Below are 25463 nucleotides of genomic sequence, written 5' to 3' on the forward strand. Positions count from 1 at the left end.
TTACGCAGCGGCAAACGGGTTTTGCAGGATGATGGTGTGATCACGATCTGGACCGGTCGACACGATGGCAATCGGCGTACGCGTGACCTCCTCGACCTTCTTCAGATATTCGCGCGCCTTGACCGGCAGCCTGTCATACGTGTTGATGCCGTAAGTCGACGTCTTCCAGCCCGGCATCGACTCGTAAACCGCCTCGACACGGGCAAAGCCCTCGGCGCCGATGGGGGGCACGTCAACCGAATTGCCGTCAACGCGATAGCCGGTGCAAATCCGAATTTCGTCCAGCTCGTCAAGCACGTCCATCTTGGTCACGCATAGACCCGACACACTGTTGTTGAAGATCGAGCGCCGCGCTGCGATGGCATCGAACCAGCCGCAGCGGCGCGGCCGTTTGGTCACGGTGCCGTACTCCATGCCCTTGTCACGAATGTGCTGGCCAATATCGTTGTCGAGTTCGGTCGGAAACGGCCCGGAGCCAACACGCGTGGCATACGCCTTGACGATGCCCAGCACGTAGTCGAGGTGCCGCGGGCCGACGCCGGTCCCGGTGGCCGCGCCGCCTGCCGTGGTATTCGACGACGTGACGTACGGATAGGTGCCGTGATCGATGTCGAGCAACGCGCCTTGCGCACCCTCAAACAGCACGTTGTCGCCCTTTTCGAGGTGTTGACGCAGCCGCTCGGTGACGTCAGCCACCATGGGTTTGACCTGCTGGGCCTGCGCCAGCAGCGTGTTCAGTGTCTCGTCGAAATCAACGGTCTCGGTATGGAAATATTCCCGCAGAACGAAGTTGTGATAGGCCAGCAGCTCGCCGAGTTTTGCGGCCAGAAGGTCACGTGAAAACAGGTCGCCGACCCGGACGGCGCGGCGTGCGATCTTGTCCTCGTAGGCAGGCCCGATGCCTTTCCCGGTGGTGCCAATCTTGGCCTCGCCACGCGCCAACTCTCGGGCCACATCGAGTTTGACGTGCGTCGGCAACACCAGCGGCGCCGCTTCAGAAATGAACAACCGGTCGCGCACCTGGGCACCGGTGGCCTCGACCTTCTCGATCTCGCTCAGCAGGGCCGTCAGCGACAGCACCACGCCATTGCCAATCAGGCAGGCCACACCCGGTCGCATGATGCCGCTGGGGATCAGGTTCAGAGCGGTCTTGACCCCGTTGATCACCAGCGTGTGACCGGCATTGTGGCCGCCCTGAAAGCGCACCACGGCCTGCACGCGATCGGTGAGCAGGTCCACGACCTTCCCTTTGCCTTCATCGCCCCACTGCGCGCCGATCACCACCACTGACTGCCCCATTTTCCACTCCTTGACTGATTTGATTGCGCCGGGCGCGGAGAGGCCGATGACGCCTCGCTGATGAACGATTGGAACCCGCGCCCAACACCGCAGCGGCTTCAGAGACCGAGACGCAGCAACTCGTTGATGTCGGCCGAGAACCCGGTGGCCGGCCGATACTCGCCAAACGCTGCCCCGACCCCATCGTAACGCCCGCCCCGGGCGATCTCACGGCCGTGGTCGGCGACGAAGGCGGCAAAGACCAGCCCGGTCTTGTAGCGGTAACCCCGCAGTTCGGCGAGATCGACGTGAATTTCGGGTGGCGCCGCTTGCGCGCGGATGGCGTCACAAACCGCGCGCAGTTGCGCCAGCGCCTGCTGCACCGAGTCGCCGGCCGCAGCCAGACGCGTTGTCGCGACTTCGAGCACCTCAACACCGCCGTTGAGGTCGAGCAGGTCGATCAACAACTGGCGAACCGCGCCTTCCAGTCCGCGCGCCGACATCCACTGCGCCATATCCGGACCGGATTTTCGTTGAACCAACCCAAAAAGTTCGGCCTCGTCCGCTTCACTCAGGGCCAGATGCTGGACCACGCCGCGATAGACACCCACATGCCCCAGGTCGAGGGCAACGGCGCGAACGCCGGCCAGCGAAATGCTCTGCAGCATCAGGTTGATGGCTTCGAGGTCGGCCGCCAGACCGGGTTCGCCAAAAATTTCGCAGCCGACCTGGCGCGGTGATCGCGACTGCCCTGGCTCCGGTGCGGTGGCGCGCAGCACGGTACCCAAGTAACAAAGCCTGACGATCTTCTGCTGCGCGTAGTGACGCGCCGCGACACGTGCCGCCTGCGGCGTCATGTCGGCACGCAGGCCGAGCAGTCGGCCGGACTCGGGATCGATCAGCTTGAAGGTCTGTCGCTCCAGGTCTTCGGCTGAGCCGGTCAACAGGCTTTCAAGGTGTTCGACCAGCGGCGTGAGGATCAACTCGAAGCCAGCCGCGCGATAGTGGTCGAGCAGCTTGCGGCGCAGGTCCTCAAGCACCCATGACGAGGGTGCCAGGGTCTCGGCCATGCCCTCCGGCAACATCCATCTCGCCTGGCTCACAGGAAGTTGAGCGCCAGCGCGCCCACGGTGATGAAAGTGAAACCCATGATTCTCAAGGCCCGCACGTCGAGTTCAGCAACCTGAAGCAAGAACCCGCGCCAGCGGCGCGGGGCAATGAACGGCATCAGGCCTTCAATGATCAGCACGAGCGCGAGCGCCCGCAGCAATTCGACCCAATCCACGATGTCGCCGCGTTACCGCGCCGGGTTGAAATGCTGGAAGAACTTGCCTTTAGGCTCCAGCACCAGCACGTCATCCTTGCTGTTGAAGCTGTCGCGATAAATGTTGATCGACCGGTAAAAGTCGTAAAAATCACGGTCGGCACCGAAGGCCTTGGCGTACACATCCGCCGCTTTGGCATCACCTTCCCCGCGCAGCGTTTCGGCCTCGCGATACGCCTCGGCCAACAGCACCTGGGCTTCGCGATCCACATCGGCGCGGATACGCTCGCCCTCCTCTGCGCCTCGGGCACGAAGATCGGACGCCACGCGAAGACGCTCGGCGCGCATGCGGTCAAACACCGACTCACTCACGCCGCGCGGCAGGTCGATGCGCTTGACGCGAACGTCAGCGACTTCGATTCCGAGTTCGATCACATTCCTGCTGGCCTGCTCAATCACCTTGGTGGTGATGCTGTCACGCTCGTCGGACACCGCCTGCTGGATGGTCAGCGAGCCAAACTGATCTCGCAGCCCACGGTTGACGATGGACGACAGGCGATCGGCGGCGACCAGCTGTTGCCCGCCCGTGGCGCGAATGAACGCCTGCGTATCGGCAATCCGCCAAACGATGTAGTAGTCGACGTCTACGTTTTTCTTTTCCGAGGTCAGAAAACTCTCGGTACCGCTGTCGAGAATCAGCAGACGGCGGTCGAACTTGCGCACCTCCTGGATGAAGGGGACCTTCAAGTGCAGCCCGGGCGGATAGTCCGCGCCCTTGAATTCGCCCAGTTGGATCAGTACCGCACGCTCGCGCTGATCAACAACGAAGAACGCGTTGGAGATGGTCAGCAACAGGACCAGCGCGACGGCCAGCCAGACAATCGGGTTTTTCATGATCAACGGCTCCGGTCGCGCGAGGCGCGGTTGGCATCTTGCAACGTGACGCCGGTGCTCGGCGCGGTCGACGAGGCGCTGCCGCCCGATGACGTGCCGCGGTCTGCGCGCGCGTCACCACCGGCCATCCCGCCGCGAAGTTGGTCAAGCGGCAACACCATCAGCGGCGCATTGGAATCGACGTCGATGATGACCTTGGTCGTACGACCGAAAACCTCGCTCATCACGTCGAGATACAAACGCTCTTTGGTGACTTCAGGCGCCTGCTTGTACTCGGTCAAGAGCGCGGTAAAGCGCGACGCGTCACCCTCGGACCGCGCCACGGCCTGCTCGCTGTAGCCCCGCGCTTCCTCGACAAGACGGGCTGCCGCACCACGGGCGCGCGGCAAGCGGTCGTTGGCATAGGCCTGGGCCTCGTTCACCAGGCGAACCTGGTCTTCGCGCGCCTTGATCGCGTCTTCAAAGGCGCTCTGCACCGGCGCCGGCGGGCGGGCGGCACGCAAGTTCACTTCGGTCACGAACAAACCCGCCTCGTAGCCATCGAGCTTCTGCTGCAGCAACAACTTGGTGCGTTCGGCAATCTCCTGACGACCCTCGGTGATGATGAAATCCATCGACGAGGTGCCCACCACCTCACGCACGGCCGACTGGGTCGACTGGCGCAGCGCACGATCAGGCTCGGACGTGGCGAACAGGTATTTTTCGACATCCGAGAGTCGGTACTGCACGGTCAACTCGACATCGACGATGTTCTCGTCCTGAGTGAGCATGGTGGAGTTTTCGGCCACCGAACGGACGCCGGTGACGTTGATGACCTCGACCTTGTCCACCGGCCACGGAATGTGCCAGCGCAGGCCGGGCTCGTTGGTCTGGATGTGCTGACCAAAGCGCAGCACGACCCCGCGCTGCTGCTCGTCGACCACGTAAAAGCCAGAAAGGCCCCACAGCACCACCAACGCGCCAACCAGCAACAAAACCAGGCCGCGCGGTATCCCACCGCCGCCCCCTGCGGAGGGCAGACCGGTGCCGTTGCCTTTGCCACCGCCGAGTGAATCCTTGAAGCGCTTGAACAGCGCATCCAGATCGGGCGGCTTGCCACCACCGCCACCTTTTTTCGGGCCTTGGTTCCATGGGTCCTTGTTGGGGCCGGGTTCATTCCAAGCCATATTTACGCTGTCCTTCTCGTTGGCAGCCCACGCGAAGGCGTGGGCCGAAGATTCTAGAGCGGCTGCCAAGCAGGGCAATGCCGCGACGCATCATTTTACGGTGTCCGCTTCCCACGCCTCAACCGAGCCGGGATCTGGCGGCGGGTCGATACCGGCGGCCACACAGAGACCGCGCAGGCGCTCGAAGGGCATCTCGACATCGATTTCCATCTCGCCGGTTTCGAGTTGACGCTCGGCCCGGACGGATCGATGGGCGAACAACTGTGCCCGAAGTCGACCCGCCCTGCTGGGAATCCGCAGCGTATAGGTTCGTCGATCCGAATCGTTCAGACGCTCGGCGAGTACGTCGCGCAGCCCGTCGAGGCCGGCGCCGGTCAATGCCGACACCCACACCCGTTGCGCCACGCCGGCGGCATCGCGCTCGACCCGTGGCGACTCACCCTCGCGTTGGTCGATTTTGTTGAAGACCAGCAGTCGCGGCACGGTTTCGGCCTCGATTTCGTCAATCACCGCCACCACCTGCTCGATCCGCGCAGCCCGCTCGGGGTCGGCGGCATCGACCACGTGGACCAGCAGATCGGCATTGCGCGCCTCTTCGAGCGTGGCGCGAAACGCCGCAATCAGGTCGTGCGGCAGATCGCGGATGAAACCAACGGTGTCGGCCAAAACGGCGTGTTCAAGCCCTGGCAGCTCGACGCGACGCACGGTGGTATCGAGGGTGGCGAACAATTGTTTGGAGGCAAAAACCTGCTGATCGGTAAGGGCATTGAAAAGCGTCGACTTGCCAGCGTTGGTATAGCCCACCAGCGAGGCAATGGGAATCTCGTTGCGCGACCGAGCCTGCCGATTCTGCGCACGGCGCGCGCGCACCCCGTCGAGGTGACGCTTGAGCGTGGCAATCCGCTCACGCAGCATGCGCCGGTCAAGTTCAAGTTGGGTCTCGCCGGGCCCGCGCAAACCGATGCCACCACCGCGCTGTCGCTCAAGGTGAGTCCACCCACGGATCAGCCGCGTGGACATGTGGTGCAACTGCGCGAGCTCAACCTGCAGCTTGCCTTCGTGGGTGCGGGCGCGCTGGGCAAAGATGTCGAGAATCAGACCGGAACGTCCGACCACCCGGCATTTCACCCGGCGTTCGAGATTTCGTTCCTGGCTGGGCGACAGCGGATGGTTGACGATGACCAGCTCGGCGCACTGCGCCTCGACGCTCTCGGCAATCTCGTCGGCCTTGCCGGTCCCGACAAACAGGCCGGCGTCAGGCTGCCGACGGCTGCCACCGATGACCGACAACACCTCGGCCCCGGCCGCGTGTGCGAGTTCGATAAATTCGAGCCGGTCAGCCTCGTAATCGCCACCGGGCAATTCGAGATGAACCAGAACCGCCAGCTGACCGGCCTTGGGGCGCTCAAACATGCGAACGATTCCACGCCGGGCAGCGGCCCCGACGAGGTCCTGAAACGCTTACCAAGCCGTGATCTGGGTGCGTGCCGATCAAGCGTCCTGCACGTCCTGCTGCGGTTCTTCGGTCGCGTCGGGATCGTACAGACGCACCGGGCGCGAGGGCACCACCGTCGAAATCGCGTGCTTGTAGACCATCTGGCTCACGGTGTTCTTCAGCAAAACGACAAATGAGTCAAATGACTCGATCTGGCCCTGCAACTTGATGCCGTTTACCAGATAAATGGAAACCGGAATACGTTCTTTACGGAGCACATTGAGAAATGGCTCTTGCAGTGTGTGAACCTTCGACATGCGACGACCCCTGTTTTCGTGATTGTTGTCTTGCGCAACTCTGCTACCCGGAGGTAGGCCGCGAGTGTACACCGGCCCCTTGCTTTCCGCCCTTGTCAAGCCCTTGTTCAGCCAACGACTTTTTAAAGCGACGACGGAACAGAATACCGATACACGTTAGTCAATCTGGGCATCGCCCAGCTTGTTTCAAGGTGTGCGTCACAACATCCAATTGCCGTGCCAAATCACCCTGTACCGGCAGCCAGCCCGGCTCGTTGCGCAGCCAGGTCAGCTGACGCTTGGCAAGCTGCCGGGTTGCGGCGATCCCCTGCTCGACTGCGGTGGCCAGCGAAACCGACCCGGCCATTGCCGCCCAAAGCTGCCGGTAACCGACGCTGCGTACCGACGGCAGGGCGTCGTGAAGGTCGCCGCGCCGAAACAGTGCTTCGACTTCTACGAGCAAACCGTCGGCCATCATCTGATGAAAACGCGCTTCGATGCGCTGGTGCAGCGCCTGACGGTCTTCAACGACGACCGCCACCCGGCACAGCGGCCCCAGATCAGGCACTTGCAGCGGATCACGATAGGCCTCGCTGGCGGGCCGGTCGGTCAGCATCACGATCTCCAGCGCCCGCTGAACGCGCTGCCAGTCGTTGGGATGCAGACGTTCGGCCGACACAGGGTCGAGCGTTGCCAGGCGCGCGTGCATTGCAGTTGGGCCGATGCGGTCGTGCTCGGCCATCAGCGTTTGCCGCAGCGCCGGTGACGACGACGGCAGGTGGCTCAGACCCCTGAGCAGCGCCCTGAGATAGAGCAACGTCCCGCCCACCAGCACCGGCAGGTGACCCTGCGCCCGCACTTCGTCAATCGCCGCGCGCGCGTCCACCGCAAAGCGCGCCGCCGAATAAGGATCTGCCGGGTCACAGATGTCGAGCAGGTGATGCGGCACGCGTTGGCGCTCGGCGGCGCTCGGCTTGGCGGTACCGATGTCCATGCCGCGATAGACCTGCGCCGAGTCGGCACTGATCAGCTCAACCGGCATCCGCTCGGCCAATGCCATCGCCAACGCCGACTTGCCGCTGGCGGTGGCCCCGGCAATCACCAGTAGCGGCGGTCGCGTCACCGCGCTCATCGGCCGCGCAAAAACCAGTGATCGAGGGTCCCGCGCGGGATCTGCACCCAGGTTCGGCGGCCGTGGTTGCACTGCCCTGACAACTCGGTGCGCTCGATGTCGCGCAGCAGCGCGTTCATCTCCGGCACGCTGAGGCGCCGATTGGCCTTGATCGCGGCCTTGCAGGCGACATCGGCCAGCACCCGCTGCTGGGCGCTCTGCGCGCCGTCCTCAATGCGATGTAGCGGCTCATCATCTGAGTCGCCGCTGCCGGCCCACCGTCTTAGCAGCGCCGCCACCGGCGTGCGCAGCAACAAGACCGGCACGGCCCGCACCCAAAGCGTGTCGGGCCCGGCCTGATCCAGTTCGAAGCCGACTGCCGCCAGTGCGTCGCGCTGTGCCATCAAGGTTTCCACGGCGGCCGCCTCGAGCACCACGGCCTCGGGCACCAAAAGCCGTTGACTGGCGGACTGACCCGCCGCCAACTGCTGCTTCAACCGCTCATAAAGCACCCGCTCGTGCGCGGCATGCGCGTCGACCACCACCAGACCTTCTTCGTTCTCCGCAAGAATGAAGATGCCGTGGAGCTGGGCAATGGCTTGACCCAGCGGCGCGACCGCCCCGGCAGCAACCGCCGGCGCTGCAGCGCTCGGATAAGGAAGCCGCAAGCCGTGATCTTCGACCCGATCAACGGGAATTTGCTCGACATGCTCAGGCGCATCCCGGACAAGGTCGTCGGGTCCGCTCGCAGTGCGCAGCGGCTCGAACGTCAGCGGTGCCTGGCGGAGCGTTGGACCCTCGGGCTGGATCTGATGGTGACGCGCAGGTTCGGGGCGCACGGCCCGCAGTTGGTGATGAATCACGCCGAATATGAAGTCGTGAACCTCCGCCGAGCGGCGAAAACGCACTTCGGTTTTCTGCGGATGCACGTTGACGTCGACTGCCGCGGGATCCAGCGACAGCGACAGCACGAAGGCCGGATGATGCTGGCTGTGCATCACGTCGGCATACGCGCGGCGGATTGCCGATGCCATCAGCCGATCACGCACCGGGCGGCCGTTAATGTGCAAGAACTGGCAATCAGCCCGGGCGCGGGCGGCGGCCGGCAGCCCGACCCAACCCTGCAGGTGCATCCCCAGCCGGGCCTCATCAAGCGCAATACTGTCGGCGACAAAGTCCTCGCCCAGCAAGGCCGCGATGCGCGCTGCCTGCGACTGCGGCGGCAATTTCAGGGTGCTGCGACCGTTGTGCAGCAGCTCGATACGCAGCCCCGGACGCCATAGCGCGAGCTTGTGGACCACCTGGACGATGGCGCGAAACTCGGCCGCCGGACTGCGCATGAACTTGCGCCGCGCCGGCGTATTGAAAAACAGGTCACGTACGTCAACCGTGGTGCCTTGCGGATGCGCCGCCGGCTCTGTCGCCGCATCGTCGGCGAGGCGGCCATCGCCGTGGACCTGGTGGGCGTGCGCCGCTTCGGACGGCCGGCTGATCAACCGCAGGCGTGAGACCGACAAGATGCTGGGCAGGGCCTCGCCCCTGAACCCGAGGCTGGCCACCGACTCCAGGTCGGCCAGTGCGCGAATCTTGCTGGTCGCGTGTCGCGCCAGCGCGCGGCCCAAGGCGTCGGCGGGAATGCCGCGTCCGTCATCCGTGACCCGTATACGGTTGAGGCCGCCTTCGGCAACCTCGATGACGATGGCCTGCGCGCCCGCGTCGAGGCTGTTCTCGACCAACTCCTTGACCACGGCAGCGGGCCGCTCGACCACTTCGCCTGCCTTGATCTGATCGATCAACAGGTCGGGCAGGACGGCGATGGCGTTCATGGGCGCGGACGTTGGAACATGCTGGCCGCGCAGTTTACGCGGGCCCGGCGTTCACCCGGCACTGACCCTCATCAGCTCAGGGCATGTCCCGCATGACCAAACTGGAGTCGGCCGACTGCACCACCGGCATCTGCGGCCGGTAATGATCGAAATAGCCCTGAATGCCGACCATGATCGACTTGGCAAAACGTGCTTGGTGACCGGGATCGCGCAGCAGGCGCTCTTCTTCGGGATTGCTGATGAACGCCGTCTCAACCAACACCGACGGGATATCTGGCGCCTTGAGCACCATGAAGCCCGCCTGTTGCACGACCGTCTTCTGCAGGCGGTTGACCTGCCCAAGCGAGTTGAGGATGCGACCGCCCAAATCGAAGCTCGCCTCCAAGGACGCGCTTTGCGACAGGTCGATCAACACCGACGCGAGGTCGCTGTCCTTGCTGGCGATCTCGATGCCCCCCACCAAATCGGCAGCGTTCTCACGTCGAGCCAACCAACGGGCGTGTTCGCTGGAGGCGCCGCGGTTCGACAACACGTAGACCGAACTGCCCTTGAGTTCGCGCTTGCGAAACGCATTGGCATGCACCGAGACGAACAGATCCGCCTGATACTCGCGCGCTACTTCCACCCGGCGCTGCAGGCCAACGGTGTAATCGCCACTGCGCGTCAGGACGGCACGCATCCCGGGCTGTGCGTCGATCAGAGCCGCCAGGCGTCGCGAGATCGCCAAAGCCACATCTTTTTCACGGGTGCCCCCCAAGCCGATGGCGCCGGGATCTTCACCGCCATGACCCGCATCAATGGCGACGGTGATGAGTTTTTCACCCAGTGTCACCGCCGGCTTCTGCGCCCGCGCGCTGGGCATCGACAGCGGCACGTCGAGGTCGAGCACGACGCGGTGACCAAACTGGTCGCTGGGCGTCAGGCTGAAGCTGCGTGGCGTGATGGATTGATCGACGTCCAGCACCACACGCACGGTCTTTTCATCCCGTTTGCCGGAGCGGATGCGCTTGACCACGCCCTGCCCCGTCGCCTGATTGGCCACGCGCACGCTTTCGGGCGTCATCCCGTGCAAGTCAACAACGATGCGGTGGGGGTTGTCGAGGGTGAAAACGCTGTGCTGAACGGCGCCGTCCAGGTCGAACACAACGCGCGTCGACTCAGGACCTGCCCAAAGCCGGACATCCCGCAGCTCGGCAGCCACGGCGGGCCGCACGAATACGGCCAATAAACCCAGCAGGACTAGCAACCTCGGCGCCATCGTGGACCTTTCATCATCTGATCTCAGCGCTTATACGCCTCAGATTTCAGAATTGCAAACATTTTTTATTTAATATTTAGAGTGTTACGAAATACTCTTCATGTGAGTTGTGACGATTTTCACGGCGCGGTCACCGGCATCACGCCACGTCAGGGTTGCCTGGCGGCCCATCGCAGAATGTGCCAGCTCGATCTTCAGCCGGGCTGACGGCAACAGCCCGTCAGCTTTGTCGGGCCACTCGACGCACCACAGCGCCTGATCGGGTGGCTCGTCCTCCAGCCCCAGGCCCCACCATTCATCCGCTACTGCGAGACGATAAAGATCAAGATGCAGGACGCGCCCGCCACCGGGCAGATCGTAGGGTTCGACCAACGTGTAGGTGGGGCTTTTCACCGCGTCGGTGATCCCCAGCGCCCGCAGCAGGCCCCGCACGAGGTGGGTCTTGCCGGCACCGAGCCCGCCTACCAGAGTAATCAGCCCCGTGGGGTTGGCGCCCAGGCCGTCCGCCAGCGCCGCGCCGAGTGCGGTGGTCGCGTCGGGGTTGGCCAAGTCGAATGCTTGGGTCAGTGGCTTCATGGGTTGAGCACGCCCGGCAGTTGGCCGATGACATCGCTGGGAATCATGCCGCGCTGACCGACGCGACTTGCAGCGCGATCACCGGCTTCGGCATGGGCGCGTACGCCCAGGGCTGCGGCGCGCTCGGGAGCAAGACCTTGCGCCATCAGCGCCGCGATCACGCCGGTCAGCACGTCGCCCATTCCGGCCACGGCCATGCCCGGATTGCCGACCGGACAACAGCGCAAAGTGAGCGATCCATCGGCCACCAGCGTGCCGGCGCCCTTGAGAACAACAGTACCGCCGAAATTGCGCTGCAGCCTGCGTGTGGCGGCGGGCCGGTCGGCTTCCACCTCGCCCACCTCGATGCCCAGCAGTCGCGCCGCCTCTTTCGGGTGTGGCGTCAACACCGTGCCCCCCAGCCGTTGCGGGCGTTGCGCCAGTGCGTTCAGCGCATCGGCATCGAGCACCGCAGGCAAGCCGGCGGCCAGCGCCGCATCAAGGACCCAACGCGCCCATTCGTCCTGACCCAACCCCGGCCCCACCGCCAGCACCGACGCACGACGGATCAGCGCGGCCAAGGCCGACGGCGACTCAGCAGCGTTGACCATCAACTCCGGCTGCGCGCCAACCATGTGGCCAACATGCGCGGCGCGGGTGGCGACGCTGACGTAACCGGCGCCGCTGCGCAGTGCCGCGCGAGCGGACATCAGGGCTGCCCCCATCGCACCCTCGTTGCCGCCGATGACCAGCACATGCCCGTGATGCCCCTTGTGGGCATGCGCGAAGCGGCGCGGCAGATCGGCGCCGCCGATTTCGGGGATCAACTGCGCAGCAGGTACCTCGCCCTCGAATGCCGCCTCCGGCACCGCGAGCCGTGCCAACTGTCGCTCGCCGGCAAAATGCGGCCCGGCACCGGTCCACAAACCGATTTTATGGGCGATGAAGCTGACCGTGAGCTGCGCCTCGAATGCCGCCCCCATCACTTGTCCGGTGGTCGCGTTGAGCCCTGACGGCACATCCAGGGCCAGCAGCGGACGACCTTGCGCGTTGAAGGCTTTGATGATCGATTGCAGATCGTCCGACACCGCGCGGTCCAGGCCGATGCCGAGCAGGCCATCGACCCAGATGTCCATGTCCTGATCCAGCGCGGCCGCCAGCGGGGCGGTGTCGCCGCCGCCCGCTTGCCAGGCTCTGACGAATGGTCGCGCGGTCGAGGAGGTAGGCGTCGCGCCCCACTGGAAGAGGCGAACCGGGTGACCCGCACGGCGGGCAATCTCGGCCAGCGCGTAGCCGTCACCGCCGTTATGGCCCGGACCACACAGCACCCCGACGCGCCGCGCCTCCGGCCAACGCTGACGCAAGGCCTGCCACGCGGCTTCGGCCGCGCGCTGCATCAGGACCTGTCCGGGGATGCCGCCTGCGATGGCGGCGGCGTCGATCCGGCGAACGGCTTGGGCCTCGTACAATGCCGCTTCGATCACACTGGTCATCGCCGAATTATAGGGAGTCCCCTTGGCGCCGACGCCGCACCCGATGGCACTGCATGACATCCGCCGCCACGCCCTGACCCTGGGTTTCGCCGATGTCGGCTTGGCCCACCTCGACCTTGGCGAAGACATCGCCCACTTTGAGGCTTACGTTACAGCCGGTTTTCACGGCGAGATGGACTATCTGGCCCGAAATATCGGCCTGCGCGCCGCTCCGGCCGCCCTTCAGCCGGGGACCGTCAGCGTGCTGTCGCTGCGCATGAACTACCTCAGCGACACGGTCGATTCCGCTATGAGCGCGCTACGTGATCCGGAGCGCGCCTACGTGTCGCGCTATGCGCTTGGCCGGGACTACCACAAGCGCATGCGCAAACAACTGGCGACGCTGGCGGAGTGGATGGCCACCGCACTGGCGCCGCACGGTTACCGGGTGTTCTGCGACAGCGCGCCATCGCTGGAAAAGGCGCTGGCGCGCAATGCCGGGCTGGGCTGGATAGGCAAGAACACCCTGCTGCTCAACCGCGATGCCGGTTCGTTGTTCTTTCTCGGCGAGATTTACACCGACATGCCGCTACCGGTCGGCAGCGGTGAGGCGGCACAAGCCGAATGTGGGCGTTGCCAGGCCTGCCTGAAGATTTGCCCCACCGATGCTTTCGTGGGTCCGTATCGGCTGGACGCACGGCGCTGCATTTCGTACCTGACGATCGAACAACGCGGGCCGATCCCCAAGCCCCTGCGCCGCGCCATCGGCAATCGCATCTTTGGCTGCGATGACTGCCAACTGGTGTGCCCCTGGAACCGCTACGCACAGCGGAGTGAGGCGCCTGACTTTGCGCCGCGACACGGTCTTGACCGGGCAAGCCTGCTCGACCTGTGGTGGTGGACCGAGGCGCAGTGGCAGACACGAACCGAGGGCATGGCACTGCGCCGCGCCGGCTGGTCAGGCTGGCGGCGAAACCTCGCCGTTGCGCTGGGCAATGCACCGTTCAGCGCTGACATCTGCACGGCGCTCGGCGAAGGCCGTATCGGCGCCGATGCCCTGGTGATCGAGCACATTGACTGGGCGTTGGCCGAGCAGGCTCAAAAAGGGCATTCCACCGCGGCGACCTGAGTCGACAGACTTTGCACCCGCTCGCGGGCGCTCAACATCGCCGGGTGATTGGCCTGGGCGGCATCGACCGCGTTCAATGCATCGTGGGCGGCATCAACGCAGCCACTGCTGGCCAGAATCACCGCCAAGTTGTGCGCCCCGCCCACCGACGGCCGCAGGGCCTGAGCTTGGCGAAACGCCTCGACCGACCCGGCAATGTCGTCGGCGCCATGCCGGGCATTGCCGGCCGCCAACCACGGCGCGGGATGATCCGGCCACTGGCGGGTTGCCGCTTCGGAAGCGACAGCCGCCGCTTCGGGCTGGGTGCGCGACCAGACCGCCACCGTTTGCATCCAGTCGTCCAGTGCCGCCCACGGGGGCGGGGCGCCCGCCTCGTGCAGGGTCACGCCCCAGGTGTCGCTGGCCGCCCAGCTCTTGGCGAACGCGTCGAAGGACATCACCAAGCGACGCTCGGTGCCTGACCGCAAGATCACCTGGCGCGCGTCAGCGTCTACGCCAATGACGACCGCGTAATGCCACGCGGGCAAGATTCTCAGTCCGATGTTCTGCATCACCAGCACCGGATGTCCGGCGCCGACCGCCTCGGCCAAGACCTCGAATGCGTTGAGCCCGGCAGGCAACTTCACTGGAACCCGCGCACGCTTGCGCGCTGCCCCGACCATTTCGGCCTGCAGGCTGCCTTTGCGTTCGGGGATGTACACCTCCGAGACCAGCGCTTCGGGCGCAGTTTCGGCGCCACTGGCACCTAGAACGGTGGCCAGCGCCGCAGGCCCGCACTGAAAGGCGTCCTGCGCGAAAAAAGGGGTTCCGGTCAGCTCCGGGGCGCTGCGCTCAGGGGCGGTGGGTGGCACCGTGCCGCGGCTGGCGCAGCCTGCGAGGGTGAGTGCCAGCAACGGCACCCACCTTCGCATGAGGCTGAAAACGAGGTTCAACGATTGTTGATCCGTGCCGCGTTAAATGGCGTTGAACACATTGATCACGCCAAACAGTTCCAGCACCAGCAACACCACAAAAACGACCCCGACAACCGCCAACGCACCGGCGCCGGCGGGCGCTTCATCAAGCTGGTTGGCAAAGGCCTGCAATTCTTGCTCGGAAAGCTGCGCCAGACGCATGTCGATGGTGGCGGCGTCAACGCCCCATGCGGTCAACTGCTCGGCGATGTCGTCGCGCGCCAGTTGGGCCGAGATGTCGGCACGCAAATCCTGCTGCGTGGTTTCCGCGACCAGCGCTTCGGTGGACAGCAAAGTTTCGGCCTGCGCCGGGACACTCATCACCATGGCACCGGCCAATGACAATGGCAAAAGACCGCGACGAATCAAAGATTTAACGTGCATGGTGACTCCCAGTGAATGAACCCAACGCAGACTAAGCACTTCAAGCTTGAGTCTGCCTGAACCGATGCACCCAGTGGGCGGTTGCCGCGTCCAAACAGGTGTCTTCGCCACCCTCGACCCATGCCCGGTCGATGGTTTTGGCAATCGATTTGCCCAGCTCGACGCCCCACTGGTCAAACGGCAGTACATCCCAAAGCACCGACAACACGAAGGTGCGGTGCTCGTACGCGGCCATCAGCGCGCCCAGGTGAAACGCATCCAGGCGCGGCAGCACCAACAAGCTGCTCGGACGATTGCCAGAAAACACTCGATGGGGGATCAGTTTCGCGCGCTGCGCCGCGTCAAGGCCCTGCTCGGTCAACTCGGCATCCACGGTACGCGCGTCCTTGCCATGCGCCAGTGCGGAACGCTGGGCGAGCACGTTGGCCAGCAGCAGTCGATGCGAATCGCCATCGGCCGGGTCGTCGGAGCCAGCAGCGGCGGCGGCGATGAAGTCCACCGGCTGCGCCTGCGGCCCCTGGTGCAGCATCTGGAAAAACGCATGCTGGCCGTTGGTGCCGACGTCGCCCCACAGCGGCGGCGTGCTGCGGGTGGCCGCCTCGCCGCCACGGCGCACGCCCTTGCCGTTGGACTCCATCTCGAGTTGCTGCAGCCACGGCACAAAATGGATCAGCCGCTGCAAGTAGGGCACGACCACCTGGGTGGGCAGTCCCAGCGCCTCGCGGTTCCACCATGCGACAACGGCCATAAGCACCGGAAGGTTCTCGGCCAGTGGTGCGTCGCGAAAATGCTGATCCATGGCCCAGGCGCCATCCAGCAATTCGCGGAAACACGTCGAACCCAGGGCAATCATCGCGCTCAGACCGACCGCGCTCCAGACCGAATAGCGTCCACCGACCCAATCCCAGAAGCCGAAGCACTGCTCGCGGGGGATGCCGAAGGCGCTGGCAGCCTCCAGATTGGTCGACACCGCCACGAAATGCTGACCCACCGCCTCTTCCGGCAGCGACCGGCGCAGCCACCCGCGCGCCAGCCGCGCGTTGGTCATGGTCTCGACGGTGGTGAAGGTCTTGCTGGTGATGACAAACAAGGTCCGTGCCGGATCGAGGTTCGCCAGCACATCGCGCAGTTCAATGGCATCGACGTTGGCGACGAAATGCGCGCGCAATGGCATCACCTGCCCCGCCAACGCAGCCACCAACATGCGCGGCCCTAGGTCGGAGCCGCCAATGCCGATGTTGACCACGTCGGTGATCACATCACCGCCGTGACCACGCCACGCGCCGCTGCGCACCTGTTCGGCGAATCCGCTCATGGCGGCGAGCACCGCGGCGACGTCGCCGGAAACGTCGCGGCCATCGACACTGAAATGGGCGTCCGGCGGCGCGCGCAGGGCCATGTGGGCAGCGGCGCGATCTTCGGTGACATTGACGCGCTCGCCGGCAAACAGTCGCAGTCGCGCCTCGACGAAGTCGCAGTCTTGAAGATGGGCGGTCAGCGCAGCCAGCGTGCTGTCGTCGACGCGCTGGGTGGCGAGATCCAGGGTCAGGCCTGCGGCACTAACCTGCAGGCGCTCGGCCCGGCCCGGGTCATCGACCAACGCTCGGCGAAGATCGGGCGGATCACGCGCCAGCAGGGCCAGAGATTCAGGAAGGTTCGCAGGGGTTACGGCAGACATGGGCAACCGGCAGGTTCGAGTAATGGACCCGAGCGTAACCAATTCACGCGCCGTTGCTAGGACCTGTTAACAATTGGCGCATCGCTGCGGCCGAGTCGGTTATGGCCCTGGGCAAGGCGGGAGAAGCGCGGTTTGGTCATTCCAAATACGCTCGTGACTCGGAGCGTGCGCATGCAACGGCTCCCGCACCCCCACGCTCGCTGCGCTCACGACACCGTGTCGCCGCTGCCGACGACCCACGAAGTCCAGGGCCATAACCGGCCGGCCCCTTCGGGTTGCTGCCTGTTTTTCCGCCATGCGGCGTTGCGCCTTCGTCATTTGGAATCACCAGATTTCCTCAGTCGCGCCTGAAGACCGGCCCACGGTGCGCGAAGCGTGGGTGCGGGGACGGTCGCCCTGGCGAAAAAACAGACGGCAACGCAGCGATATGGCAATTGTTAACAGGCCCTAGGTCACGCTCAGCGCAAGTGGTAGTTGAAGCTGACGCTGATCCGCAATGCGTCAATGCGACTGGGCGGCACCTCATGCCGCAACCAGCTCTCAAACAGCAGCACCTCCCCTGCGCGGGGCTTAACCCGCAGGTGCGAGCGCTGCGCGGCGTCTGCGCGACGTGGCGGCGCGGCCATCATCCGGGTCAGGCGCGGGTCTTCAAACGTGATTGGACTGGCGCCGCGCGGCGTGGCCACGTAGTAGGTGCCGCTGATCACCGATTGCGGGTGCACGTGAAAGCTGTGCGCGCAGCCGCGCGGCATCAGGTTGATCCAGCAGTCGGTCATCACAAGTTGATCGGGCGTCACATCCCATTCCAGCGCATCGGCATAGCGCATGACATGCCGGTCGATGCGGCGCCGCAGTGTGTCGAAGGTCGACGAAAACAGGTGCAGGCGATCCATCGAGCCATAGCTGGTGTAGCCGCCGGGATAATTGTCCTCGGACCAGCGCCGACCGGGCAGGTCAAACACACGAATCTTTTCGCATTCATCGGCCAGGTCGGCATTGATGTCGACCAAGCCCCGCGTCAGTAGCGGTGCGCGGTAGATCAGCGTGGCGAAATGGGCTTCGGTCATGGGCTCAGCCATAAAAAAGCCCGCAGTAAAGCTGCGGGCTCGACAAAGCAAAAAGGTATCAAGCGGCCTTCTGGACCGGAATCACGTTACTGGCGCGCGCCACGCCGTTGTCATCATTGCAATACACCAAGCGCGGCTTGTAGACGCGGGCAGCGGCTTCATCCATCTGCGCATACGCCGCAATGATGACCCGATCACCGACCCGCGCCTTGTGCGCCGCAGCGCCATTGACCGAGACGATGCCCGAGCCGTCTTCGGCACGAATGGCATACGTGGTGAGCCGTTCACCGTTGGTGACGTTGTAAATGTCGATCTGTTCGAACTCGAGAATGCCCGCCAAATCCAGCAGCTTGCCGTCGATGGCGCAGGATCCGTCGTAGTCGAGTTCGGCGTGTGTCACGCGAGCACGATGCAGCTTGCACTTCAGCAGGTTGAGTTGCATGAGAGTTGACTCTTGGAAGGTTGCGCAAGGGGTGGCCCACTAAGACATGCACCCGGATCACGCGTCTATTTCAAGATGGGGTGGCCCACTAAGACATGCACCCTGAACCCCGAATGGTTTGCCTGAGCATTGACCGTGCGGGCGCTTAGTCTAGTCGATTCGGCCGATGGATTAAACCTGATCATCCCATCACTGAAATCATTGCATCACGGCGGCAAGATAATGAATTTATAACACTCAAATCAACAGGTTATCGATCAACCGGGTGGCGCCCAAACGGGCTGCGGCGAGCACCACCCAGGGACCGTCCGTCGGTTCACTCAGATCGCGCGCCCGGATTGCCACGTACTCGGGCTCGAAACCTACCTCGCGCAGTCGGTTCATCGCCTCGGTTTCCAGGGCCGCCGGCGACGCCGCACGGCGCTTCAGGCGGTCACCAATCGCCTGGAGGGTCTGGAACAGCAGTGGCGCGATCTGCCTTGCGTCGGCGTCCAGGTACTGATTGCGACTCGACAGCGCAAGGCCATCGTCAGCGCGCTCGGTGGGCACGCCGATGATCTCGACCGGCAGGTGTAGGTCGGCCACCATGCGTCGCACCACGGCGAGTTGCTGGTAGTCCTTGAGGCCAAAGCACGCCAGATCTGGCTGCACCTGGTGGAACAGGATGCTGACAATGGTGCTGACCCCATCGAAATGGCCGGGTCGCCGCGCCCCCTCAAGCATGTCGGTCACCTCCGGCACGACCACCCGCGTGGTGGCCGCGCCGGGCGCGATCATCGCATCCACCGGCGGCGCAAACAGCAGGTCGCAACCGGCGCCGCCCAGCGCCACGGCATCGGCCGTCAGGGTGCGCGGGTAGCGATCAAAGTCTTCGTTGGGACCGAACTGCAGCGGGTTGACGAACACGCTGGCAACCACGAAGTCGGCGTGCTGCCGGGCCGTCTCGACCAGTTTGAGATGGCCGGCGTGCAGGTTGCCCATGGTCGGCACCAGGGCGATGCGGGCACCGCCACTGCGCGCAGCGGCCACCGCCGCACGCAGGGCGAGAACGGTGTTGACCGAGCGCATGCTCAGACGGTGCCGAAGCTGTGCTCGGCGGCCGGATACGCGCCGGACTTCACCTCGGCCACATACGCCGCGAACGCGCCGGCCACATCGCGACCGTCGACCAGGTAAGGCTTGACGAACCGTGGCGTGCGACCGTGACGCACCATCGGCGAGATGCCCAGAATGTCGTGCATCACCAAAATCTGTCCGTCGACCGCCGGACCGGCGCCGATGCCGATCACCGGCACGTCGACCGCCGCGTGAATCTCCGCCGCGAGGCGCGACGGAATGCACTCCAGCAACAGGCAGTCGGCGCCGGCTGCGACCAAGGCGCGGGCATCACCGAGCATTTTTTCGGCCTGTCCGGCATCTTTGCCCTGCACCTTGAAGGCGCCCATTTTGTGAATGAACTGCGGCTGCAGCCCCAGGTGTGCGCAGACCGGCACGCCACGGATCGACAGGTATTCGACAATGGCCGCCTGCTCTTCGCCGCCCTCGAGCTTGACCATTTTCGCGCCGCCTTCCTGCATCAGCCGCTGGCTGGCATCGAGTGCGCGCTCCAACGTGGCATAGCTGAGAAATGGCAGGTCGGCCATCAGGAAGGCGCGCTTGAGCATCGGCGCCACGCAGCGGCTGTGATAGACGATGTCGCCCACCGACACGGCGGTGGTGCTGTCGCGGCCGTGAAGCACCATGCCCAGTGAATCGCCGACCAGCACCACGTCGACGCCGGCCTCATCGGCCAGCATCGCAAAGCTGGCGTCATAAGCAGTCAGACAGGCGATCTTGTCGCCTTTCTCACGCATGGCGCGCAGGTCGCCGCAGTTGAGCGGGCGCGTGGACGGCGCATTCGGTGCATTCATGGCAACTCCAAATTCAGTCGGTCAGGGCGGACCACAACGTCAGTCCCGCGCCGTCGACGCGGGACGCGCATTCTGCCATCGCCCCCACGCCCGGCACCTGCAAGTCAGGATCAATTTCAGCCCAGGGCCGCAACACGAAAGCACGCTGGCCGATGCCGGGGTGCGGCAACTGCAGTTCTGCGTGCTGACTGGCCTGCCCGTCGATGTGCAGCAGGTCAAGGTCGAGCGCCCGCGCACCCCAGCGCACGCTTGCCGGGTCCCGGCCAGCGCGGCGCTCGAGACGCTTCAGTTGCCGAAACAGTGCCATTGGGGTCAGACGGGTCGCGATGCGCATCACCGCGTTGGCGTAGTCCGGCTGGTCGGGCGGCCCCATGGGGGGACTGCGGTACAAGGACGACATCGCCTGCGACTCGACACCCGGCAGACGACCGATCGCGCCCGCGGCGGCCACAACCTGCTTGCCGGGGGTCGGGCCCCAAACACCTTCGAGGTTGCTGCCGAGGCCTATCCAAGCCAGCCGTGCTGCGCTGTTGACCAACATCAAGGCGGGTCAGGCCTGCGCGTCGGGCCGGCTGCGCGAACGACGACGGCGACGACGCTTGCGCGGCGCGGCATCGTCATCGCCTACCGGCGCAGCGTCATCAAAGACGCCCGCATCGTCGTCAAGCCGGTCGGCGGTCAAGCGGGTCTGGGCATCAGTCCACCAACCAGCAAGGGCCTGCGGCGCCTCGCCCACTTCTGCGCGCAGCAGCAAAAAGTCGTAGGCGGCACGGAAGCGAGGATGCGACATCAAGCGTCGCGCGCGACTGTCGCTCTGCTGCTCAAAGCGCGGTTGCATCAGCCAGATTTCGCGCATCGGAATTGAAAACCGTTTGGGTATCGCCACACGGCGTATGGCCCGCGCCAGCACTTCTTCGGCAGCCTGCTGCATCACCACGGCCGGACTGGGCCCCTCACTGCGCAGGGTTTGCCGGTAGCGCTGCAAGACCGGCGGCCACAGCAGTGCGGCGTAGAGAAAGGCGGGTGACACCGGCAGTTCATTGCGGATGCGCTCGGCGGTGTTCGACAGCGCCAGGGCGACGAAGTCGTCGGCCATGTCTTCGCGGTCGCACAGGCGGTCAGTGTCGGGGAACAGCTCGGTGAACAGGCCAAAGTGCGCCAGGCTTTCGTAGTTGGCGACGGCATCGACGTTCTGCAGGATCTTCAGCACTTCGTCGAACAGGCGTGCAGCCGGAATCTCACGCAACAGCGGCGCCAACCGGGCAATCGGCTCGGCCGTGTCGGCCGCCAGCTCAAAACGCAACTTGTTGGCGATGCGCACCGCACGGAGCATACGCACCGGATCTTCGCGGTAGCGCGATTCCACATCGCCAATCATGCGAATCACTCGGGCATCGAGGTCTTCTAGGCCGCCGCAGTAGTCGACGATGGCGAAATCGCTGATGTCGTAATACAGCGCGTTGACGGTGAAGTCGCGGCGGAAGGCGTCGGTTTCCAGGGTGCCGTAAACGTTGTCCGACAGAATGCGACCGGTGTCGTCACGCTCCATGGAGTCGCTGATGGCGCCGCGAAAGGTCGTCAATTCGATGACTTCGCCGCCAAAGCGCACATGACAGATCACGAAGCGACGGCCGATCAACCGGCAACTGCGAAATAGCGGCTTGATCTGCTCGGGGTGGGCGTTTGTGGCAATGTCGAAATCCTTGGGCGTGATGCCGGCCAGAATGTCGCGGACGCCGCCACCCACCAGGTAGGCTTCAAAGCCCGCATCGCGCAGGGTGTAAAGGGTTCGCAGTGCCGCTGACGACAGCAGCGAACGCGAAACCGGATGCTCGGCACGCGGAATGCGCCGGGGTTCTGAGACAGAAGTGATGGTGTCACCCTCGAGGTGTTGATCGGCAACCTGATCGGCCGGATTCGGCCTGACGGCGCTTATAGTATCGACCGTCCCTTTTCGCCGCATCTCGTGGATGCGCCCCGCCCAGGAAAATCCCCCGATGCCCGCGATTCCGCTCATCACCCCGGCGCCGTTGAAAGCCGCCGATCTGCTCCGCGAGTGGCGGCTGCTCAAGGACCTCGCCCACTGCGCCCGTGACCGTGACCTTGCCGACCTGCCACGCGGCCAGTCGTCGGTGATGGTGATTCCCGGCTTTGGTGCCGGCGACTGGGCCACCGGTATTTTGCGGGGCCGCCTGTCGCGCCTCGGCCACCACGTTTACGGCTGGGGCCTGGGCATCAACAAGGGGCAGGTCGAAGTCGACGTCGAGCGCCTGCTGCCGAAATTGACGGCCATCGTCGCCCGCCGCGAGCAGCCGGTGACCTTGGTTGGCTGGAGCCTTGGCGGCGTGATCGCCCGGCAGATGGCACGCAAGCGGCCGGACCTGGTGGCTGACCTCATCGCCCTGGGTTCACCGCTGGTCGGCGGGCCCAAGTTCACCTTCACCGCCGCTTGGTACGCACGCAAAGGGCTGGATCTCGATGCCATCGCCGCCAAGGTTGACGCCTACGAATCGCGTCACGCCCTGCCCTGCCCGCTGCTCAGCATCTTCACCCCGCACGACGGCATGGTGCACCCCGGCGCCAGCCACGATCCGCACCACCCCGAAGTGACCTATCGCGAAGTCGACGCCTCGCACCTGGGGCTGTGCGTCGCACCCGAAGTGCTCGAGGTCATCGCCCAGCGGCTGGCGCGCCCATGAGCGACGTGCGCATCCCTGCCTCGTTGCGCCGCCGGCTCGGCGCCACCGTCTACGACGGCCTGCTGCTGGTGGCGCTGTGGATGTCCACCACCCTGGTCACGGTGGTGGTCAGCGACGCCCTGGGTCTGCCGCGACCGCCCGAGCTTTTGCGAGCGCTGCTGATGCTGGTGGCCTTCGCCTTCTTCGGCTGGAGCTGGACCCACGGCGGCCAGACCCTGGGCGGCCGCGCCTGGAAGCTGCGTGTCGAAACGCCTGACGGCAATCTCATCAACTGGCCCACCGCGATGCTGCGCTTCGTGGCCGGCATCACCTGGATTCCGCTCGGCATCATCTGGAGCTTCAGCTCGGAAGACCGTCGCGCACTGCACGACGTTATTGCCGGCACCCGCGTGGTCAAGGCGCTGGACGAGAAAGCGCCCTGAGACCTACCGCGCCCGGCGCAGCTTCCAGAACGCCGCGATCAGCAGCGCCACGCTGGGCAGCCCGGCGCCGACGATGGCCGGCCAGCCGTACAGTTGGCCGATACTCAGCGAGACCTCGTTGATCACGAAAAAGGCGACGCCAATCAGCACGCCCAGAAACAACCGCTGCCCCATGCCGCTGTCGCGCAGCGAACCAAACACGAAGGGCACCGCGAACAGGGTCATGGCAATCACGGTGAATGGCACCATCAGCTTGCGCCACAGCGAGCGTTCGGCGCGTACGGTGTCGAGGGCGTTGGCCTCTAGGTAACTCACCAGCCGCATCAAGCCGCGAATCGACGTGCTGTCGGCTTCCAGCAGCAGCAGTTGCAGGACTTCGGGCGACAGCTCGCCGGCCCAGTCGGCCTCGTCCTCGCGAGCCACCTCGACGCGGTTGTCGAAGAACGTGGTACGGCTCACGTCAAACAGCCGCCAACGTTGCCGTTCGGTGTCGTAACGCATCTCACCGATCTCGGACCACGCCCGTAGGCCGCCGGCGCGATCCAGCTCGAACAGCTCGGCCGGGCCCATCTCCACCGGTGAGCGGATGTCGAGCACGTGCACCACGTCATCACCGACCCGCAGCCACGCAGGGCGTTGCACCTCGGCCGCGGCTTCGCCCATGCGTGCACTGGCCTTCAACCGTTCGGCACGGTCGGCGGACCACGGCGCGATGAAATCGCCCAGCGCGACGGCCATCACCGCGATGATCACCCCGGCCATCAGCGCGGAGCCGGAAAGCCGGAAAGTTGAGATGCCCGACGCGCGTAACGCGGTCAGCTCACTCTGCGACGCGAGCACGCCCATGCCGGCCATGGTGCCCAGCAGGGCGATCACCGGCAACAGCGTGTACAGCGCGGTCGGCATCATCAGCACGGTGAATCCGGCCAGTTGCAGCAAGCCGAAGCCACCCTGCCCGGTGTCATCGACATCGCCAATGAAGCTGATGAAGCTGAACAGGGCGATCAGCACCAAGGCCACCAGACCGCTCATCAGCATGACGTGCCGGGCGATGTACCGGTCGAAGCGCTTCACGTGCGCCACCCCGCCTGCTTGGCAATCAGCGCCAGCGCCATGGCCGCAAAAATGGCATGGACCCACCAGATGCCCAGTAGCGGCGGCAGCGTGCCCTTGGCGATCCAAACCTGTGCCAAGGTCATCGTCTGGCTGTACACCAGATACAGCACCACACCGACCACCATGCGGCTGTAGCGCCCGCTGCGGGGCCGCACGTGTGACAGCGGCACCGCCAGCAACGCCAGAATCATCACCGACATCGGCACGGCGATGCGAAACGCCCATTCGGCGCGGTCGGCCAGGGCGTCGGAATTCTGCAGCTCGGCGCTCGGCGCCAGCTTGCGTTTGTTGCTCAGCTCGGCAAACTCCGGCGGCGGCACGCGCACGCTGAGGCGGTCAAAACCGATCACGTCGAAGGCCGCCTCACCCGGCCGGCCCTCGTAACGGTGGCCTTTTTCGAGCGTCACCACGCGCTCGCCGGTTTGCGGGTCGGCGGCGCTGCCGCCGCTGTCCGACACCACCACTGCAACGCGGCCGTCCGCGAGTCGCTGGACGGCAAAGAAGTTGCGAATTTGTGCGCCGTCGCTGCTAACCTGCCCGGTGTAGAGCGTTGCGTCCACCGCACCGACATCGGTGAAGCGACCCGCCTCGAAGGGGTTGTAGCGGTTATTGCGTGCGGCATCGGCCACCAGACGATCAGCGGTGCGTCCGGCCCACGGCCCCAGCTCGAACGACAGCACCGCAGTCAACACGCATATGCCAGCGGCCAACAACATGACCGGCCGATACAAAGATGCCAGCGGCGCGCCGCAGGCCAGCAGCGCGGTGACCTCCTGATCGCGGTAAAGCCGCCCCAGCGCCATCATCACGGCCAGCAACAGCGAGATGGGCGTCAGCACAATCAGGTACTGCAGGCTGGAAAGCGCAGCCACCTGAAACAGCAGCTCCTCGGGCAATTGGCCGCTGGCGGCATCCCCCAAAAAACGGGCGAAACGGGTGGCGAGCATGATCGCCAGCAACACGACCGTGACCGCGAGCCAGCTCTGGGTCACTTCACGCAGCAGATAGCGTTCGAACAGGCGTGCACGGGTCATCGACAAATTATGCCCGGGTGGCGACCGCAGCCGCTGTGATCTGATCGACGCCATCACGGAACCCGTGTTACCAG

General features: G+C 64.9%; 26 protein-coding genes. 3 read left to right on the forward strand and 23 right to left on the reverse strand.

Annotated elements, in window-relative coordinates; translation table 11 throughout:
* From U741_RS0112980 to U741_RS0113035, 12 genes are all read right to left on the reverse strand, one after another.
* Positions 1-1299 (reverse strand): adenylosuccinate synthase, encoded by a 1299-nt coding sequence (locus U741_RS0112980; protein ID WP_029890882.1) that lies wholly within the window; start codon positions 1297-1299, stop codon positions 1-3.
* Between the two features lie 98 nt (positions 1300-1397).
* A complete protein-coding gene (locus U741_RS0112985; RefSeq protein WP_029890883.1) occupies positions 1398-2363 on the reverse strand; it encodes an ATP phosphoribosyltransferase regulatory subunit in 966 nt (321 codons plus the stop codon).
* A gap of 14 nt (positions 2364-2377) precedes the next feature.
* Positions 2378-2548, reverse strand: a complete 171-nt coding sequence (locus U741_RS0112990) for a DUF2065 domain-containing protein (protein ID WP_235200394.1) — start codon at positions 2546-2548, stop codon at positions 2378-2380.
* 27 nt (positions 2549-2575) lie between these two features.
* On the reverse strand, positions 2576-3439 hold the full coding sequence (gene hflC / locus U741_RS0112995) for a protease modulator HflC (RefSeq protein WP_436240260.1): 864 nt from the start codon (positions 3437-3439) through the stop codon (positions 2576-2578).
* On the reverse strand, positions 3439-4602 hold the full coding sequence (gene hflK / locus U741_RS0113000; protein WP_029890886.1) for an FtsH protease activity modulator HflK: 1164 nt from the start codon (positions 4600-4602) through the stop codon (positions 3439-3441). The genes hflC and hflK overlap by 1 nt, the downstream gene beginning before the upstream one ends.
* Positions 4603-4692: 90 nt before the next feature.
* On the reverse strand, positions 4693-6015 hold the full coding sequence (hflX, locus tag U741_RS0113005; RefSeq protein ID WP_043110278.1) for a ribosome rescue GTPase HflX: 1323 nt from the start codon (positions 6013-6015) through the stop codon (positions 4693-4695).
* A 78-nt stretch (positions 6016-6093) separates the two neighbouring features.
* Complete coding sequence (hfq, locus tag U741_RS0113010; protein WP_029890888.1) at positions 6094-6354, reverse strand: RNA chaperone Hfq; 261 nt, start codon at positions 6352-6354, stop codon at positions 6094-6096.
* Positions 6355-6514: 160 nt separating this feature from the next.
* Positions 6515-7456 (reverse strand): tRNA (adenosine(37)-N6)-dimethylallyltransferase MiaA, encoded by a 942-nt coding sequence (miaA, locus tag U741_RS0113015; protein WP_084155101.1) that lies wholly within the window; start codon positions 7454-7456, stop codon positions 6515-6517.
* 5 nt (positions 7457-7461) lie between these two features.
* The gene (gene mutL / locus U741_RS0113020; RefSeq protein WP_029890890.1) at positions 7462-9270 is read right to left on the reverse strand and encodes a DNA mismatch repair endonuclease MutL; all 1809 of its coding nucleotides are present in this window, start codon (positions 9268-9270) and stop codon (positions 7462-7464) included.
* Between the two features lie 76 nt (positions 9271-9346).
* Positions 9347-10528: an N-acetylmuramoyl-L-alanine amidase gene (locus U741_RS0113025; protein WP_043110279.1), complete on the reverse strand. Its 1182-nt coding sequence runs from the start codon at positions 10526-10528 to the stop codon at positions 9347-9349.
* A gap of 84 nt (positions 10529-10612) precedes the next feature.
* Complete coding sequence (tsaE, locus tag U741_RS0113030; RefSeq protein WP_029890892.1) at positions 10613-11104, reverse strand: tRNA (adenosine(37)-N6)-threonylcarbamoyltransferase complex ATPase subunit type 1 TsaE; 492 nt, start codon at positions 11102-11104, stop codon at positions 10613-10615.
* Positions 11101-12576, reverse strand: a complete 1476-nt coding sequence (locus U741_RS0113035; protein ID WP_029890893.1) for a bifunctional ADP-dependent NAD(P)H-hydrate dehydratase/NAD(P)H-hydrate epimerase — start codon at positions 12574-12576, stop codon at positions 11101-11103. The genes tsaE and U741_RS0113035 overlap by 4 nt, the downstream gene beginning before the upstream one ends.
* Positions 12577-12598: 22 nt before the next feature.
* Here U741_RS0113035 and queG point away from each other — a divergent pair, with 22 nt between their 5' ends.
* Positions 12599-13684: a tRNA epoxyqueuosine(34) reductase QueG gene (gene queG / locus U741_RS0113040; protein WP_043110280.1), complete on the forward strand. Its 1086-nt coding sequence runs from the start codon at positions 12599-12601 to the stop codon at positions 13682-13684.
* Here queG and U741_RS0113045 read toward each other — a convergent pair.
* The 9 genes from U741_RS0113045 to pcnB form a co-directional block, all read right to left on the reverse strand.
* Entirely contained in the window at positions 13654-14616 is a 963-nt protein-coding gene (locus tag U741_RS0113045; RefSeq protein ID WP_152551612.1) for a PA2778 family cysteine peptidase, read from the reverse strand. The genes queG and U741_RS0113045 overlap by 31 nt on opposite strands.
* A gap of 21 nt (positions 14617-14637) precedes the next feature.
* Positions 14638-15021, reverse strand: coding sequence for a PA2779 family protein (locus tag U741_RS0113050; RefSeq protein WP_043110281.1), 384 nt, complete (start codon positions 15019-15021; stop codon positions 14638-14640).
* Positions 15022-15061: 40 nt separating this feature from the next.
* Positions 15062-16699 (reverse strand): glucose-6-phosphate isomerase, encoded by a 1638-nt coding sequence (gene pgi, locus U741_RS0113055; RefSeq protein ID WP_043110282.1) that lies wholly within the window; start codon positions 16697-16699, stop codon positions 15062-15064.
* 458 nt (positions 16700-17157) lie between these two features.
* Positions 17158-17766: a TIGR02466 family protein gene (locus U741_RS0113060; RefSeq protein WP_029890898.1), complete on the reverse strand. Its 609-nt coding sequence runs from the start codon at positions 17764-17766 to the stop codon at positions 17158-17160.
* A gap of 58 nt (positions 17767-17824) precedes the next feature.
* Positions 17825-18208: an aspartate 1-decarboxylase gene (gene panD, locus U741_RS0113065; protein WP_029890899.1), complete on the reverse strand. Its 384-nt coding sequence runs from the start codon at positions 18206-18208 to the stop codon at positions 17825-17827.
* A gap of 237 nt (positions 18209-18445) precedes the next feature.
* Complete coding sequence (gene panC / locus U741_RS0113070) at positions 18446-19276, reverse strand: pantoate--beta-alanine ligase (protein WP_029890900.1); 831 nt, start codon at positions 19274-19276, stop codon at positions 18446-18448.
* 2 nt (positions 19277-19278) lie between these two features.
* Positions 19279-20118 carry a 3-methyl-2-oxobutanoate hydroxymethyltransferase gene (gene panB, locus U741_RS0113075; RefSeq protein WP_029890901.1) on the reverse strand — a complete coding sequence of 280 codons (840 nt, stop codon included), beginning with the start codon at positions 20116-20118 and terminating at the stop codon, positions 19279-19281.
* Between the two features lie 13 nt (positions 20119-20131).
* On the reverse strand, positions 20132-20659 hold the full coding sequence (folK, locus tag U741_RS0113080) for a 2-amino-4-hydroxy-6-hydroxymethyldihydropteridine diphosphokinase (RefSeq protein ID WP_029890902.1): 528 nt from the start codon (positions 20657-20659) through the stop codon (positions 20132-20134).
* 9 nt (positions 20660-20668) lie between these two features.
* Positions 20669-22081: a polynucleotide adenylyltransferase PcnB gene (gene pcnB, locus U741_RS0113085; RefSeq protein ID WP_084154864.1), complete on the reverse strand. Its 1413-nt coding sequence runs from the start codon at positions 22079-22081 to the stop codon at positions 20669-20671.
* Between the two features lie 34 nt (positions 22082-22115).
* On the opposite strand from pcnB, the gene U741_RS0113090 reads away from it, so the two are divergent.
* Positions 22116-22817: an alpha/beta hydrolase gene (locus U741_RS0113090; RefSeq protein ID WP_052378806.1), complete on the forward strand. Its 702-nt coding sequence runs from the start codon at positions 22116-22118 to the stop codon at positions 22815-22817.
* Positions 22814-23239 (forward strand): RDD family protein, encoded by a 426-nt coding sequence (locus tag U741_RS0113095; protein WP_029890905.1) that lies wholly within the window; start codon positions 22814-22816, stop codon positions 23237-23239. The genes U741_RS0113090 and U741_RS0113095 overlap by 4 nt, the downstream gene beginning before the upstream one ends.
* Before the next feature lie 3 nt (positions 23240-23242).
* Here the strand turns inward: U741_RS0113095 and lptG are convergent, their stop codons facing one another.
* Together lptG and lptF are read right to left on the reverse strand one after the other, a co-directional pair.
* Positions 23243-24313, reverse strand: coding sequence for an LPS export ABC transporter permease LptG (lptG, locus tag U741_RS0113100; RefSeq protein WP_029890906.1), 1071 nt, complete (start codon positions 24311-24313; stop codon positions 23243-23245).
* Positions 24310-25389: an LPS export ABC transporter permease LptF gene (gene lptF / locus U741_RS0113105; protein WP_029890907.1), complete on the reverse strand. Its 1080-nt coding sequence runs from the start codon at positions 25387-25389 to the stop codon at positions 24310-24312. The genes lptG and lptF overlap by 4 nt, the downstream gene beginning before the upstream one ends.
* Positions 25390-25463 lie beyond the last annotated feature (74 nt).

Source organism: Polycyclovorans algicola TG408 (assembly GCF_000711245.1).
In the GTDB taxonomy this organism is placed as follows: domain Bacteria; phylum Pseudomonadota; class Gammaproteobacteria; order Nevskiales; family Nevskiaceae; genus Polycyclovorans; species Polycyclovorans algicola.

Coding starts and splice junctions, on each gene's coding strand:
- U741_RS0113095 (WP_029890905.1), top strand. CDS start 22,814: ATGAGCGACGTGCGCATCCCTGCCTCGTTGCGCCGCCGGCTCGGCGCC.
- U741_RS0113090 (WP_052378806.1), top strand. CDS start 22,116: ATGCCCGCGATTCCGCTCATCACCCCGGCGCCGTTGAAAGCCGCCGAT.
- folK (WP_029890902.1), bottom strand. CDS start 20,659: ATGTTGGTCAACAGCGCAGCACGGCTGGCTTGGATAGGCCTCGGCAGC.
- tsaE (WP_029890892.1), bottom strand. CDS start 11,104: ATGAAGCCACTGACCCAAGCATTCGACTTGGCCAACCCCGACGCGACC.
- U741_RS0113035 (WP_029890893.1), bottom strand. CDS start 12,576: ATGACCAGTGTGATCGAAGCGGCATTGTACGAGGCCCAAGCCGTTCGC.
- hfq (WP_029890888.1), bottom strand. CDS start 6,354: ATGTCGAAGGTTCACACACTGCAAGAGCCATTTCTCAATGTGCTCCGT.
- panC (WP_029890900.1), bottom strand. CDS start 19,276: ATGCGCTCGGTCAACACCGTTCTCGCCCTGCGTGCGGCGGTGGCCGCT.
- panD (WP_029890899.1), bottom strand. CDS start 18,208: ATGCAACTCAACCTGCTGAAGTGCAAGCTGCATCGTGCTCGCGTGACA.
- mutL (WP_029890890.1), bottom strand. CDS start 9,270: ATGAACGCCATCGCCGTCCTGCCCGACCTGTTGATCGATCAGATCAAG.
- U741_RS0112980 (WP_029890882.1), bottom strand. CDS start 1,299: ATGGGGCAGTCAGTGGTGGTGATCGGCGCGCAGTGGGGCGATGAAGGC.
- U741_RS0113060 (WP_029890898.1), bottom strand. CDS start 17,766: ATGACCGAAGCCCATTTCGCCACGCTGATCTACCGCGCACCGCTACTG.
- lptF (WP_029890907.1), bottom strand. CDS start 25,389: ATGACCCGTGCACGCCTGTTCGAACGCTATCTGCTGCGTGAAGTGACC.
- U741_RS0113025 (WP_043110279.1), bottom strand. CDS start 10,528: ATGGCGCCGAGGTTGCTAGTCCTGCTGGGTTTATTGGCCGTATTCGTG.
- pcnB (WP_084154864.1), bottom strand. CDS start 22,081: ATGCGGCGAAAAGGGACGGTCGATACTATAAGCGCCGTCAGGCCGAAT.
- panB (WP_029890901.1), bottom strand. CDS start 20,118: ATGAATGCACCGAATGCGCCGTCCACGCGCCCGCTCAACTGCGGCGAC.
- hflK (WP_029890886.1), bottom strand. CDS start 4,602: ATGGCTTGGAATGAACCCGGCCCCAACAAGGACCCATGGAACCAAGGC.
- U741_RS0112985 (WP_029890883.1), bottom strand. CDS start 2,363: ATGTTGCCGGAGGGCATGGCCGAGACCCTGGCACCCTCGTCATGGGTG.
- hflX (WP_043110278.1), bottom strand. CDS start 6,015: ATGTTTGAGCGCCCCAAGGCCGGTCAGCTGGCGGTTCTGGTTCATCTC.
- U741_RS0113050 (WP_043110281.1), bottom strand. CDS start 15,021: ATGCACGTTAAATCTTTGATTCGTCGCGGTCTTTTGCCATTGTCATTG.
- pgi (WP_043110282.1), bottom strand. CDS start 16,699: ATGTCTGCCGTAACCCCTGCGAACCTTCCTGAATCTCTGGCCCTGCTG.